Annotated in this window: 12 protein-coding genes and 4 tRNA genes; 4 read left to right on the top strand and 12 right to left on the bottom strand. The window is 61.3% G+C overall.

What is annotated here, in order from left to right:
- Nucleotides 1-146: 146 nt before the first annotated feature.
- Genes nei through ABD654_RS03860 form a run of 3 tightly spaced genes read right to left on the bottom strand, consistent with a single transcriptional unit; the run spans nt 147 to nt 3227 of the window.
- The gene (nei, locus tag ABD654_RS03870; RefSeq protein WP_344702479.1) at nt 147-974 is read right to left on the bottom strand and encodes an endonuclease VIII; all 828 of its coding nucleotides are present in this window, start codon (nt 972-974) and stop codon (nt 147-149) included.
- Nucleotides 975-977: 3 nt separating this feature from the next.
- Nucleotides 978-3002 (bottom strand): excinuclease ABC subunit UvrB, encoded by a 2025-nt coding sequence (uvrB, locus tag ABD654_RS03865; protein WP_344702478.1) that lies wholly within the window; start codon nt 3000-3002, stop codon nt 978-980.
- Between the two features lie 27 nt (nt 3003-3029).
- Nucleotides 3030-3227, bottom strand: a complete 198-nt coding sequence (locus ABD654_RS03860) for a hypothetical protein (protein WP_344702477.1) — start codon at nt 3225-3227, stop codon at nt 3030-3032.
- Between the two features lie 156 nt (nt 3228-3383).
- Between ABD654_RS03860 and ygfZ the strand changes: the two genes are divergently transcribed.
- Nucleotides 3384-4370 (top strand): CAF17-like 4Fe-4S cluster assembly/insertion protein YgfZ, encoded by a 987-nt coding sequence (gene ygfZ / locus ABD654_RS03855; RefSeq protein ID WP_344702476.1) that lies wholly within the window; start codon nt 3384-3386, stop codon nt 4368-4370.
- On the opposite strand, the gene ABD654_RS03850 is transcribed toward ygfZ, so the two are convergent.
- The 8 genes from ABD654_RS03850 to ABD654_RS03815 all read right to left on the bottom strand — a co-directional run bounded on the left by ABD654_RS03850 (nt 4367) and on the right by ABD654_RS03815 (nt 9455).
- A complete protein-coding gene (locus ABD654_RS03850; RefSeq protein WP_344702475.1) occupies nt 4367-5140 on the bottom strand; it encodes a TatD family hydrolase in 774 nt (257 codons plus the stop codon). The two genes, ygfZ and ABD654_RS03850, sit on opposite strands and share 4 nt — an antisense overlap.
- A gap of 9 nt (nt 5141-5149) precedes the next feature.
- Nucleotides 5150-6742, bottom strand: coding sequence for a peptide chain release factor 3 (locus ABD654_RS03845; RefSeq protein WP_344702474.1), 1593 nt, complete (start codon nt 6740-6742; stop codon nt 5150-5152).
- A 201-nt stretch (nt 6743-6943) separates the two neighbouring features.
- On the bottom strand, nt 6944-7153 hold the full coding sequence (locus ABD654_RS03840; protein ID WP_344702473.1) for a putative motility protein: 210 nt from the start codon (nt 7151-7153) through the stop codon (nt 6944-6946).
- Between the two features lie 71 nt (nt 7154-7224).
- Nucleotides 7225-8508 (bottom strand): NAD(P)/FAD-dependent oxidoreductase, encoded by a 1284-nt coding sequence (locus ABD654_RS03835; protein ID WP_344702472.1) that lies wholly within the window; start codon nt 8506-8508, stop codon nt 7225-7227.
- Between the two features lie 431 nt (nt 8509-8939).
- Nucleotides 8940-9014 (bottom strand) — tRNA-His (locus ABD654_RS03830).
- A 74-nt stretch (nt 9015-9088) separates the two neighbouring features.
- A tRNA-His gene (locus tag ABD654_RS03825) sits at nt 9089-9163 on the bottom strand.
- 69 nt (nt 9164-9232) lie between these two features.
- Nucleotides 9233-9309 (bottom strand) — tRNA-Arg (locus ABD654_RS03820).
- A gap of 69 nt (nt 9310-9378) precedes the next feature.
- A tRNA-Pro gene (locus ABD654_RS03815) sits at nt 9379-9455 on the bottom strand.
- Nucleotides 9456-9759: 304 nt separating this feature from the next.
- On the opposite strand from ABD654_RS03815, the gene folD reads away from it, so the two are divergent.
- Nucleotides 9760-10626, top strand: coding sequence for a bifunctional methylenetetrahydrofolate dehydrogenase/methenyltetrahydrofolate cyclohydrolase FolD (gene folD, locus ABD654_RS03810; RefSeq protein ID WP_344702471.1), 867 nt, complete (start codon nt 9760-9762; stop codon nt 10624-10626).
- Between the two features lie 46 nt (nt 10627-10672).
- Nucleotides 10673-11380 carry a 5'-methylthioadenosine/S-adenosylhomocysteine nucleosidase gene (gene mtnN / locus ABD654_RS03805; protein WP_344702470.1) on the top strand — a complete coding sequence of 236 codons (708 nt, stop codon included), beginning with the start codon at nt 10673-10675 and terminating at the stop codon, nt 11378-11380.
- A gap of 3 nt (nt 11381-11383) precedes the next feature.
- Here the strand turns inward: mtnN and pyrC are convergent, their stop codons facing one another.
- On the bottom strand, nt 11384-12424 hold the full coding sequence (gene pyrC / locus ABD654_RS03800) for a dihydroorotase (RefSeq protein ID WP_344702469.1): 1041 nt from the start codon (nt 12422-12424) through the stop codon (nt 11384-11386).
- A 186-nt stretch (nt 12425-12610) separates the two neighbouring features.
- Between pyrC and ABD654_RS03795 the strand changes: the two genes are divergently transcribed.
- Nucleotides 12611-13075 carry a hypothetical protein gene (locus ABD654_RS03795; protein ID WP_344702467.1) on the top strand — a complete coding sequence of 155 codons (465 nt, stop codon included), beginning with the start codon at nt 12611-12613 and terminating at the stop codon, nt 13073-13075.
- Nucleotides 13076-13080: the final 5 nt, after the last annotated feature.

The following is a 13080-nucleotide window of genomic DNA, read 5'->3' as shown; positions in this document are numbered from 1 at the left end:
GGGCCTGGCGGCGCACACGGCGCTGGAGCAACTGTTTGCCGGTGAGGTGCCTGCCTTCATGCGAGAGGACGAGCTGGATCAGGCAGCATGAGCTAAATAGTTACTAGTTTATATTTTATTACGTGCAATATAACGGTATAATTTTTTTACCCGTGAAGAGGCTGGCACTGCGGGCACAGGTATAGTCGCCTTGAGCTTACCGTAGTGCGTTCGATGGGAGTGGCACAGCGGTGGCAGCCAAGGCCCTCGCGCTCAAAGGCGGCAAAACGACGCTGGCGCGGCGCTTCACCTTCGCGTTTGGCCTTTTTCACCCATTCCGGCGCGTTGGTCACCCCTTTCTCGCGATAGGTTTGCCAGGTCAACGCGATGACATAGCGCGCCAGCCGGGCAAGTTCGTCATCAGCAAGGTCCTGCGGACGCGTCTTGTAATGCAGCCGGGCAAAAAACAGAATCTCGCTGCGCAGGTAGTTGCCCAGCCCGGCAACCAGGCCTTGATCCAGCAAAAGCCCGCCCAGCCCTCTTCGGGCAAAGCGGGTATCCTGCAGGCGCTCGGCTACCTCGTCTTCGGTGACGTTTTCGCTTAATAGATCCGGCCCCAGGCGAGCAAGAAACGGGTGCTCGTTGATTGTCGCTGCGTCCCACAGGCTGACGTCAGAGGCGCTATAGAGACTGGCGGCGCGGTCACCGGCTTCAAATCGCACCCGCAGCGAGCGCTTTGTCTCCGGCTCAACGCCTGCCGCATGCAGCTTCCACACGCCGTAAAGCTGGTTGTGCGAGTAGAGCACCCGGCCGTTGTCAAAGCGCGTGAGCATGGCCTTGCCTCGGGTGTCCACGCGCTCAACCTGATGGCCAATCAGCGCGCCGGCGTGGGGTTTGAGCGCATCAAAGGCAAACCAGGCGTCGTCCAGCGGCCTGCCGGCCAGCTGCTCTTGTACGCGGTCGGCCGCGCGGCGAATTTCAGGGCCTTCAGGCATTGTTTAGCTTAGCTCCAGCTGTTTTTCCTTGAGGGCATGGAGCTGATCGCGCAGTTTGCCTGCTTTTTCAAACTCCAGGTTATGTGCCGCCTCGAACATGGCATCTTCCACTTTACCGATGGCTCGAACCAGCTCTTCCGGGCTCATACCTGCCGGATCATAGAGAGACGCGTTTTGCGCCGCCTGACGCTCGCCGCCCCGGCGATTGGTATTCTTCGCCCCGGGCGCCTGGCCGGCTTCCATGATATCCGCCACCGAGCGTGAAACAGTCGTTGGGGTAATGCCGTGGGCCTCGTTGTGTGCCATCTGCTTGGCTCGGCGGCGCTCGGTCTCGTCAACGGTGCGCTGCATGGACTGGGTTACCCGATCACCGTACAGAATTGCCGTACCCTGGGCGTTGCGCGCCGCGCGGCCTACGGTCTGAATCAGCGAGCGCTCATTGCGCAAAAAGCCTTCCTTGTCGGCATCCAGCACCGCCACCAGCGAGACCTCGGGAATATCCAGCCCTTCACGCAGCAGGTTAATGCCCACCAGCACGTCGAACTTGCCCAGCCGCAGATCGCGGATGATCTCCACCCGCTCCACGGTGTCGATGTCCGAGTGCAGGTAGCGCACGCGCACATCGTGATCGTCCAGATATTCCGTCAAATCTTCGGCCATGCGTTTGGTCAGCACCGTCACCAGCACGCGCTCGCTTTCGGCGGTGCGCCGGCGGATTTCCGAGAGCAAATCATCTACTTGGGTACTGGCCGCGCGCACCTCGATTTTCGGATCGAGAAGCCCGGTGGGGCGCACCACCTGCTCCACGACCTGGCCGGCGTGTTCGGCCTCGTAGGGGCCCGGGGTGGCCGAGACGAACACCGTCTGGGGGCACACAGCCTCCCACTCGGCAAACTTCATGGGCCGGTTATCCAGCGCCGAGGGCAGGCGAAAGCCGTATTCCACCAGGGTTTCCTTGCGCGAGCGGTCGCCTTTGTACATGCCGCCCACCTGGGGCACGCTGACGTGGGATTCGTCGATGAACACCAGCGCATCGTCGGGCAGGTAGTCGAAAAACGTCGGCGGCGCCTCGCCCGGATTGCGCCCGGAAAGATAGCGCGAGTAGTTCTCGATGCCGTTGCAGTAGCCCAGCTCCAGCATCATTTCGATGTCGTACAGCGTGCGCTGCTCAAGCCGCTGGGCTTCCACCAGCCGCTCTTCCTGGCGCAGGCGCTTGAGCCGCTCGGCAAGCTCTGCCTTGATCGAATCCACGGCGGCCAGAATGGTTTCGCGCGGGGTGACGTAGTGGGACTTGGGATAAATCGTCATGCGCGGCACTTTAGCGCGTATATCGCCGGTCAGCGGATCAAACAGGCGGATGCTGTCGATCTCGTCATCGAACAGCTCTACCCGCACGGCTTCGTCTTCGGCGTCGGCGGGAAAAATATCGATCACGTCGCCGCGCACGCGGTAGGTGCCGCGCTTGAAGTCCACGTCGTTGCGGGTGTACTGCAGCTCCGCCAGGCGGCGCAGAAACGCCCGCTGGTCGATTTCTTCACCCCGGGTAAAGTGCAGGCGCATCTTCAGGTACTGATCGGGATCGCCCAGGCCGTAGATCGCCGACACCGACACCACGATCAGCGCATCCCGGCGTTCCAGCAGCGCTTTAGTGGCGGACAGGCGCATCTGCTCGATGTGGTCGTTGATCGAGGCGTCTTTCTCGATAAAGGTATCCGACGACGGCACGTAGGCTTCGGGCTGATAGTAGTCGTAGTAGGAGACGAAATATTCGATGGCGTTATCGGGGAAAAACGCCTTGAACTCGCCGTAGAGCTGGGCCGCCAAAGTCTTGTTGGGGGCCATGACGATGGTCGGGCGCTGCAGCGTCTCGACAATGTTGGCCATGGTGAAGGTCTTGCCCGAGCCGGTCACGCCCAGCAGCGTCTGATGGCTAAGCCCGGCATTAAGACCATCTACCAGCCCGGCAATGGCATTCGGCTGATCGCCCGCGGGGGAAAACCTGGATTGCAGGCGGAACGCTTTACTCATCTCGACTCCTGACAGGCCATGTGCCGCTTATGATACTTCAATACCCAACTGCAGCCCCTCCACCGCACGAATCAGCGCCTCGCGCCGCGCACTTCCCTCCACCTCGGCGCTGTGACGAGACACTTCGGCGCTGTCAACGCCGTCCAGCAGCATCAGCGCAGTGGTAATCCGGTTCACCTGGTCGGCACCGGTTACGCCTGCAAACGTGAGTATATGCTGTGCCATGTAAAAACTCCCCAAAAACTATACAGTTATTTATTGCATAAAGGAACGGTATAAACACCGCGAGCGTAGCATGGCCCGCGCTTTTGCCATTAAGCCACCCGGAGGATACATGGTAGGCTCAAAGGCCGTTTTCAAGCGTTCAACCCGAGGACACCGATGACGATCTACGCCCACACCGCACCGCTGAACCACCTGGCAGCGTTGGATATTCATGGCGCTGACGCCTTAAGTTTTTTGCAGGGACAAACCAGCGCTCAGCTCAGCCTGGCTGACGGCCAGTTTGCACCGCTCACCTGCTTTTGCACGCCCAAAGGGCGAATGCTGGCCAACGGCCAGCTTGCGCGCGTAAACGAAGGCCACTACCGGCTGATCCTGCACGCTTCACTGGTCGTGCCGCTAATGACGCACTTGAAAAAGTTTGCCCCGTTTTACAAAGTCGAGCTTAGCGCCGCCGACACTGCGCTGCTGGGCGCTAACCGCGCGGATGCTCAAACGCTGGCCGAACACCTTGGCATGACACTACCCCACCAGGCCTGGCAGCAGGCCAACGCGGGCGAAGCCAGCATCCTCTGCTATCCCGAAGAAAGCGCCGGCAACAGCGACGGCTGGCGCTGGCTGCTGATGCTGCCCACCGCAAAGGCAGACGCACTCCGCTGCCAGGGAGATGCCGCCCGCTGGCAGCGGGCCGATGTGCACCGCGGGCTGGTCTGGCTTGAAGCCGAGCAGCAGGACAGCTACCTGCCGCAGATGCTCAACTGGGAAGCGCTGGGCGGCATTAGCTTCAAAAAAGGCTGCTATACCGGCCAGGAAGTCGTCGCCCGGGCGCACTTTCGCGGCCAGGTGAAAAAGCGCTTGCAGCTGGGCTATCTGGACGCTGAAAACGCACCGGCCAACGGCGCGGGCGTTATCGCAACACACGAAGGCGCAGACGACGGCAAGAACATCGGCGAGGTGGTGGCCAGCGCTCCGGCGGAAAACGGCCAGATCGCTGTGCTTGCCGTACTCAACACCCGGCCGCTGGAAAAAAACCCCGCGCTTACCGTTGACGGCGCAGCCTTTGCGCTAGCCGCGCTGCCCTACGCCGTTGAGCGCGTGGATCCGGAAGCGCTGGCCGCCAACCTTGTTGAGGCAAACGCCAACTAGCGCAAAAGCCTGAACAGCGCTTGGGCATTAGCCGTGGTGCTGGCGGCTATGCGGGCGGTATTGTCGCCGCGCAGCGCGGCGACGTGCTCACACACCCGGGCCACGTTGGCAGGCTCGTTGCGCTTGCCCTGCTGACCCTGAAGGGGCATGTCGGGGCTGTCCGTTTCCAGCACAAAGCCGTTTTCCGGCAGGCTTTTTACCGCGCGGTGAAGCTTTTTTGCCCGCGGATAGGTCAGCGCCCCGCCAAGGCCCAGCGTATAGCCCAGGTCAACAAAGCGCTGCGCCTGCTGCGGCGAGCCGCCAAAGGCGTGGATCAGCCCGCCCCTGGGCAGCGCCAGCTGGCGCAGTCGCTTGGCCACTTCGTCGTTGGCGTGCACGCAGTGAATGACCACGGGCAGATCAAAGCGTTTGGCCAGACGCAGCTGAGCATCAAACAGCCGCCATTGCGCTTCCAAGGTGTTTTTAAAACGGGCGTCGATACCGCACTCGCCCACCGCAACGACCTCAGAATGCGCGTCAAGCGCCGCTTCCAGCGCCTGCATATCAGCGGCATTTTCCAGCCGGTGGGCATCCATGAAATACGGATGCAGCCCGAGGCATACGCTCACGTCTACGCGCCTGCCCAGCGCCAGCACGCCGGGCCAGGCGCCTCGGGTGGTGCCCGGTACCACAAAATGGCGTACGCCTGCCTCGCCGGCGCGGTCAAAAACCGCTGCCCGGTCAGCGTCGAAGTCGGCAAAGTCCAGATGGCAGTGGGCGTCAATCAGCACGATAGCGGCCTAGTGTTCCCGAGTCGGGCGGAAGTTAACGTCGGGCCAGCGCTCCTCGGTCATCTGCAGGTTCACCCGGGTAGGGGCGATGTAGGTCAGATAGCCGCCGCCGTCGATGGCCAGGTGGGTGCTGGCTTTGCGCTTGAGCTCGTCAAGCATCTTGGCATCGTCGCAGTACACCCAGCGGGCCGTGTACACGTTTACATTTTCGTAAATGCAGTCCACTTTGTACTCTTCCTTGAGTCGGTGCGCGACCACGTCAAACTGCAGCGTGCCTACCGCGCCAAGGATCAAGTCATTGTTATCCAGCGGCATGAAGACCTGAGTCGCACCTTCTTCGGAGAGCTGCTGCAGGCCCTTCTGCAGCGCTTTCATTTTCAAGGGGTCTTTCAGGCGCACACGCTTGAACAGCTCCGGGGCAAAGTGCGGAATGCCGGTAAAGCGCATGTCCTCGCCCTGGGTGAAGGTATCACCGATCTGGATGGTGCCGTGATTGTGCAAGCCGATAATATCTCCCGGCCAGGCTTCCTCTACGTGGGCCCGATCCGAGGCCATAAAGGTCAGCGCGTCGGCGATTTTCACGTCCTTGCCGATGCGCACGTGGCGCATTTTCATGTTCTTGTCGTACTTGCCTGAGCACACCCGCAAAAAGGCGATGCGATCGCGATGCCTGGGGTCCATGTTGGCCTGAATCTTGAACACGAAACCGGTAAAGCGCTCGTCGTGCGCGGTCACTTCGCGGGTATCGGTCTCTCGTGGCTGCGGTGCCGGGGCATACTCAACAAAGCCGTCGAGCATTTCGCGCACGCCAAAGTTGCCCATGGCAGTGCCGAAGTACACCGGCGTCAGCTCACCCCGGCGGTAGGCTTCCAGGTCGAACTCGTGGGAGGCGCCGCGCACAAGCTCCACCTCCATGCGCAGCTCTTCAGCCTGGTCTTCGCCCAGCACTTCGTCAACTTCGGGGCTGTCCAGCCCTTCGATGCGTCTGTCCTCGGGAATGCGCTGCCCCTGCCCCTGGGTATAGAGATGAATCACGTCGTTATACAGGTGGTAAACGCCCTTGAAACGGCGCCCCATGCCGATGGGCCAGGTCATCGGTGCGCACTGGATATCAAGCACGGTCTCGACTTCGTCCATCACTTCGATGGGGTCTCGGGTGTCGCGATCCATCTTGTTGATAAACGTCAAAATCGGCGTGGTGCGCAGCCGGCAGACCTCCATCAGCTTGACGGTGCGGGCCTCGACGCCCTTGGCCGCGTCGATCACCATCAGCGCCGAGTCTACCGCGGTGAGCGTGCGGTAGGTATCTTCGGAAAAGTCTTCGTGACCCGGGGTATCCAACAGGTTGACCACTCGGCCATTGTAGGGAAACTGCATCACCGAGGTCGTCACCGAGATGCCGCGCTCCTGCTCCATCTTCATCCAGTCGGAAGTGGCGCTGCGGTCGTTGCGCTTGCTTTTCACCGAGCCCGCCATCTGAATGGCATTACCAAACAGCAGCATCTTTTCGGTAATGGTGGTCTTGCCTGCGTCAGGGTGGGATATGATCGCGAAAGTTCGGCGCAGATCGGCCTCTTGCGCGACTTGTTGGGCTTGACTCATCGTGCCTCGCAAATCGTGTGAAACCCGGGCCTGGTTTGCGGGCATTGCTGCCCGGCCAGCCGAGTGAAATAGCGTTGGCGTGAATTATACCCGCCCCGGCCGCCACAGGCATAGGCAAGGCCGGCGTCCATAGAACGCTCACACACAAAAACGCCGGCGTTTCGGCCGGCGTTTTGCGCAGATATCTGGCGTCTGCGCGTATCAGGCGTAGGTGTTGACCTGGGTGCCGAGGGTGCCTTCAGCGGCAAGATCCATCTGGCCGCCGGTAGAGGCCGATTCCAGCAGCGCGGTGACCTGTTGCTGCTGGCTATCCAGCGCTTCTTTGAAAATATGCATCTGGGCCTGCTGCGCGGTCTGCGCCTGGTTCAGATACAGCGATTGGCTGACCATATTGCTGACAGAAGCATCCATCGCAGACTCCTTGGCATTACGAAAGGGATGTTACCGAGCGTAGCAAAGCTTGGCACAGGCCGCAAAGCCGCTTAGAAACGATCAGCGCGATAAGGCGACATATCGATAGCGGTCGGCTCGCCGTCCATCATGCCGGCCAGCAGCTCACCGGTCGCCGGCCCCAGCGTGAAGCCTTGATGGCCGTGGCCGAAAGCCAGCCACAGGCCCTGATGCCGAGGCGCCGGGCCAATAACGGGTTTCATGTCGGGCAGGCACGGCCGTGCGCCCTTCCACACCTCTTCATCCCGGCGCGGCCCCAGCGGCACCAGGCTTCGGGCAACTTTCTCCGCCGCCGCCAGCTGGCTAACGTGCGCCGGCGCATCAAGATCGTCCAGCTCCGCCCCGGTGGTCAAGCGCACACCGGCATCCATGGGCGCCAGCAGATACCCCACCTCGGCATCCATTACCCAGCTGTTCAACCGAGGCTTTTCCGCTGCAGCGCCGCGTGTCGAATCCTGGTGCGCATCTTGGTCTCGGTGCGCATAGTGCATGTGGTAGCCACGCTTAACAAAGGTGGGGAAATGATACCCCAGCGGCTTCAGCCAGCGGCCGGCCCAGGGGCCAAGCGCCATGACCACGTCGTCGGCCTCCAGCGTTTCCTCGGTTGTGGTAACGCGCCAGCCGCCCTGCGTCTGCGTCACTTCGGTGATGTCACCCTGCCTGCATTCGCCGCCTTCGGCCTCAAAGGCACGGGCATAGGCGGCCACCAGCGCGCCGGGATCGGTAACCGTCCAAGGGTCGAGCCAGTGAATCGCGCCGATAACGTCGTGGCTTAGCGCCGGCTCCTTGGCGGTCAGCGCCTCGCGGTCGAGCACCTGAAAGCGTACGTCGAAGCGCCGGCGATTGTCTTCGGCCTCGGCCAGGCGTTTGTCCAGGCGTTGTTGCGTGCGGAACAGTTCGAGAAAGCCGTCGTGGCGAATCAGCGCCTCGGCGCCTGCCGCTTTGATCATTGGCGCATGCGTGGTCAGGCAGCGCATGATCAACGCAGCGTACTCCGGTACGATGCGCCGATAGCCCGAAGGCCCCGAGTTGTGCCAGTAGCGCAATAGCGGTGTGGCCGCATGCAGCATGCCAGCGGGCCGGTAGCGAATATCCACCCGCTGGTTAGGCAGCACGCCAAGCAGGGTTTTCATATCACGCGGGAAAGCATAGGGGCGCACGGCTTCACGCTGAATGATGCCGGCATTGCCAAATGACGTTTCGCGGCCGGGCTCGCGGCGGTCAATCAACACCACCTCACGACCGCGCTTTGCCAGATGCCAGGCAATACTCACCCCCACCATACCTGCGCCCAGTACCAGGGTTCGACGGGCCATTTTCTTACTCCTTGAGCCGATGCCATACGCCGTATCACCGGCGCTTATGTTGCGACGAGTTGCGCGCAAAAACGCGACGTGTGCGAATGCTCAAAATATCAGCAAATACAGCGCTTTAATATAGACTCAACGCCTGTTTTTAACTGAAAAAACAAGCCAATATTCTGCAAAAGGAAAAAATACGAGATAAAATCCTGGCTTTGCGCGATTCAGGCACAACAAAACCCATAGGGATGCATAAAAGCAATAAAGCGTATCAGGGTGAAAAATACGAAAACGGTATAAAAACGCCGGAAGGCGAAAGTACGACAAGAGGCCGCCAAAATGCTGGGCCAAACGCTGAAAGGATAAAACAACGCTGAAGGAATCGAAGGCACCGCAGGAAAAGCGTGGCCAAAAAAGAGGGGGAACAGCGTAAAACGCGAACGGTATGGGGTGGATGATGGGGATCGAACCCACGACCACCGGAGCCACAATCCGGGGCTCTACCACTGAGCTACATCCACCATAGCCGCTTTGCGATGTCAAACGCTGAAGACAAGTGCTGCAAAAAGCATGAACTTGCCTGGTACTGCTTTGCTGGGGTGGATGATGGGGATCGAACCCACGACCACCGGAGCCACAATCCGGGGCTCTACCACTGAGCTACATCCACCGCTGCAAAGCATATGCCTGAAGATACGGCATGCCTGAGCCATTACGGTCTGGCCTATGGCGCATAAAATGGCGCGCCCAGCAGGAATTGAACCTGCAACCTACGGCTTAGAAGGCCGTTGCTCTATCCGGTTGAGCTATGGGCGCGTTGCTTATCCACCGGAGCAGAATCGCCCGCGCTTTATCGAGCCTCAACCGCCGCACGACCGACACAGCTGGTCGGGATGGAGGGATTCGAACCCCCGACATCCTGCTCCCAAAGCAGGCGCGCTACCAGGCTGCGCTACATCCCGAACTCGCGCAAACGCCAAAGATTCAATGTTTGAACCCAAGGCTTGGGCGCTACCGCACGGCTTGTCTCAAGCGAGGCACATAATACTGTTTTATTTTTTGAAGTCAACTCCTGTTGCAAAAGGCCTTGATCAGCAAAGGACTTTGGCTTTGCCTTACGGTCCCGGCATGCGAAAATCCCCGCCATCAAGGCACAAGCCAGCGTTTACAGCACAGGCGCATACACCGCACGGCGCGCCCCGCGCTGGCCGGGCCGCGTCTTTTTTGGATTTCAACCGCGTTTCCCCCACCACAAGGACTGCATTGATGACCGCCCAACTGATTGACGGCAAAGCCATTGCCGCTGATGTACGCCAGCAGGTGGCTGACAAAATTCAGGCACGGTTTAACGCCGGCGCCCGCGCCCCGGGGCTGGCGGTGGTACTGGTCGGCGCTGATCCCGCATCGCAGATTTACGTCAACAGCAAACATCGCGCCTGCGAACAGGCCGGCATCGTCTCTTTTCAACACGAGCTTCCCGGCGATACCAGCCAGCAGGCACTGGAAGATTTGGTGGACCGCCTCAACGACGATCCCCGAATCGACGGTATCCTGGTCCAGCTGCCATTGCCGGAACACCTGAACGCGCGGCCGATTCTTGAACGCATTTTGCCGCACAAGGATGTCGACGGCTTTCATCCATACAACCTTGGCCGTTTGGCCCAGCGTCTGCCCGCGCTGCGCCCGTGTACGCCCAAAGGCATCATGACGCTGCTGGAAAAAAGCGGTCTGGCAGTTCGCGGGCTGGATGCCACCGTCGTTGGCGCCTCCAACATCGTCGGCCGCCCCATGGCGCTGGAGCTGATGCTGGCCGGCTGCACCACTACGGTATGCCACCGCTTCACCCAGAACCTGGAAGCGCACGTTCGCCGCGCCGACGTACTGGTGGTGGCGGTGGGCAAGCCGGGACTGGTCAAGGGAGAATGGACCAAGCCCGGTGCTATCGTCATTGACGTAGGCATCAACCGCCAGGAAGACGGCAAGCTGGCCGGCGATATCGACTTTGCCACCGCCTCCCCTCTTGCCGGCCATATCACCCCGGTGCCCGGCGGCGTTGGCCCCATGACCGTGGCCACGCTTTTGGAAAATACCCTGGATGCCGCAGAGCATCACGCCCCTTCCGGAACGGTTTGATCCACCGCCGCTTCCGTTTTTTCAAGCCATCCCAGGAGATCTTGTTTTGCAGCCTATCGGCATCATTGGCGCCATGGCGCAGGAAGTCAGCATTCTGGCCGACCGGCTGGAAGCCCGCGAACGCGTGGAGCACGCCGGCGGCGTATTTCATAGCGGCCGCTATCACGGCGTTGAGGTGGTAATACTGCAGTCCGGCATCGGCAAGGTAAACGCAGCCGTAGGCACCGCCATCCTGCTTGAACGCTACCGCCCCCGCGCCATCATCAACACAGGCTCTGCCGGCGGCTTTGCCGGCGATCTGCGTATTGGCGATGTGATTGTTTCCGACGAAGTGCGCCACCACGACGTCGACGCCACCGCCTTTGGCTACGCACTCGGCCAAGTGCCGAACATGCCCGCCGCCTTTGCCGCTGACGCCGGCCTGCGCCGAACCGCCCGCCACGCCGTGGAAGCGCTGGGCGAAATCCGCGTGCGCGAAGGCATGATCGCCACCGGTGACAGCTTCATGGCCGACCCTGAGCGCGTCAGCGCCACGCAAACGGCGTTTCCCACCATGCTTGCGGTGGATATGGAAGCCGCCGCCATTGCCCAGGCCTGCTATCTGTTCGGCTGCCCGTTTGTGGTGGTGCGAGCACTGTCCGACCTGCCCGGCGACGGCGATAACCACCTGTCGTTTGACGAGTTTCTTACGCTGGCCGCCGAGCGCTCCTCACGCATGGTCGATGAGATGCTGCGCCAGCTGGCCGGCGCCTGAGCGCTACCCGGTGATCAGCTTCCAGCTCAGGGTGTCGCCGGCTTTCATGGGAACGATGCGCTGGCCGTCGGCATAGGCATAGCTTTGCGGCAGCTGCCAGTCGCGCCGCTCCAGAGTAAGCCGCTCGGCGTTGCGCGCCAGGCCGTAAAAGTCGGCGCCGTTATGACTGGTGAAGGCCTCGAGCTTGTCCAGCGCGCCCGCCTGTTCGAACGCCGTGGCGTAAAGCTCTACCGCCGCCGGCGCGCTGAACACCCCGGCGCAGCCGCAGGCAGATTCCTTGTCGCCCTGAGCGTGGGGCGCGCTGTCGGTGCCGAGAAAAAACTTTTTGCTGCCCGAGGTCGCCGCTTTCAACAGTGCCTGGCGGTGGCGCTCGCGCTTGAGAATCGGCAGGCAGTAGCAGTGCGGGCGGATGCCGCCCACCAGCATATCGTTGCGGTTGAGCAGTAGATGCTGGGGCGTCATGGTCGCCGCCACGTTCTCGCCCGCCGCCAGCACAAAATCTGCTGCCTGAGCGGTGGTGATATGCTCACAGACCACTCTGAGCGTAGGATGGCGCGCCAGCAGCGGCGTGAGTACCCGCGTGAGAAATTCGGCTTCACGATCGAAAATATCCACATCACCGTCGGTGACTTCGCCGTGCACCAGCATCGGCATGCCCGATGCCGCCAGCGCCGCCACGGTATCATCGCAGCGGGCAAGGTCGGTGACGCCGGAAGACGAGTTGGTGGTCGCCCCGGCCGGGTAGAGTTTGACCGCCTTGACGATGCCGCTGGCCCGCGCCCGCTCGATTTCTTCCGGCGGTGTGGTATCAGTCAGGTACAGCGTCATCAGCGGGTCAAACGTCGTATCCGCCGGCAGCGCCGCCAAAATCCGCTCACGATAGGCCCGCGCCTGCTCGGTGGTGGTCACCGGCGGCTTGAGATTGGGCATGATGATCGCCCGGCCCATCTGCGCGGCGCTGTGGCCCACGGTCGCTTCCAGGGCGGCGCCGTCGCGCAGGTGCAGGTGCCAGTCGTCAGGGCGGGTCAGGGTAATGGCGTCCACGCGGTGTCCTCTTTTGTCAGCGATAAGGGGGCTCGGTCAAAAGCGAGACGGCAAAAGCCTCGCTCCAGGCAGCACTTTGCCGAAACGCCGTGGCAAAAGCGAGTCCAGCGCATCGGCATTTGGCCAAAATGTGGCGTATCATGGCCGCCCTATTGCGTCTTCGGCTCTTTTTCAGGAACCTGATTCATGCGTAACGTTCGCCGCGCCGCCGACATCGTCGCCGGCCTTGAAGGCCTGATGTGGCTTGGCCTTGGCTGGTCCATTTCGCTTTCTATCTATCAAGGCAGCAACGAGCCGGTTCTGGCCGCCGCGCTGCTGGCCGGTACGGTGGTGCTGTTCAGCTGGGTCCATCGCCCCTTGCGCTTTCTGCTGCGCCGCTTTCGCGTGCGTAAACGGCGCACGGATATGTGGATGCATCTGCTGGCGCTGCCGCTGCTGCTGGCCATGGCGCTGTACCTGATGCTGGACGCCGTACTCGGCGAGGCCTGGCTTCCACCGAAGATGCTGCTGGTCAACGTGCTCGCAAGCGCCGGCTGGCTGACGTTTTTGCTGACCCTTTTTTTGAAATACGTGGCGCATAGCCTCAAGCCCAAGCGCAAAGCCCACAGCAAAGGCGATGCCGCCGCCCACGACGATATCCGCACGAGTTGATTGCC

Source organism: Halomonas cibimaris, assembly GCF_039537045.1.
In the GTDB taxonomy this organism is placed as follows: Bacteria; Pseudomonadota; Gammaproteobacteria; order Pseudomonadales; family Halomonadaceae; genus Vreelandella; species Vreelandella cibimaris.
Note: the sequence above shows the minus strand (reverse complement) of the source record. Positions and strands in the feature narration are given on the sequence as shown.

Coding starts and splice junctions, on each gene's coding strand:
- nei (WP_344702479.1), bottom strand. CDS start 974: ATGCCTGAAGGCCCTGAAATTCGCCGCGCGGCCGACCGCGTACAAGAG.
- uvrB (WP_344702478.1), bottom strand. CDS start 3,002: ATGAGTAAAGCGTTCCGCCTGCAATCCAGGTTTTCCCCCGCGGGCGAT.
- ABD654_RS03860 (WP_344702477.1), bottom strand. CDS start 3,227: ATGGCACAGCATATACTCACGTTTGCAGGCGTAACCGGTGCCGACCAG.
- ygfZ (WP_344702476.1), top strand. CDS start 3,384: ATGACGATCTACGCCCACACCGCACCGCTGAACCACCTGGCAGCGTTG.
- ABD654_RS03845 (WP_344702474.1), bottom strand. CDS start 6,742: ATGAGTCAAGCCCAACAAGTCGCGCAAGAGGCCGATCTGCGCCGAACT.
- ABD654_RS03840 (WP_344702473.1), bottom strand. CDS start 7,153: ATGGATGCTTCTGTCAGCAATATGGTCAGCCAATCGCTGTATCTGAAC.
- ABD654_RS03835 (WP_344702472.1), bottom strand. CDS start 8,508: ATGGCCCGTCGAACCCTGGTACTGGGCGCAGGTATGGTGGGGGTGAGT.
- folD (WP_344702471.1), top strand. CDS start 9,760: ATGACCGCCCAACTGATTGACGGCAAAGCCATTGCCGCTGATGTACGC.
- ABD654_RS03795 (WP_344702467.1), top strand. CDS start 12,611: ATGCGTAACGTTCGCCGCGCCGCCGACATCGTCGCCGGCCTTGAAGGC.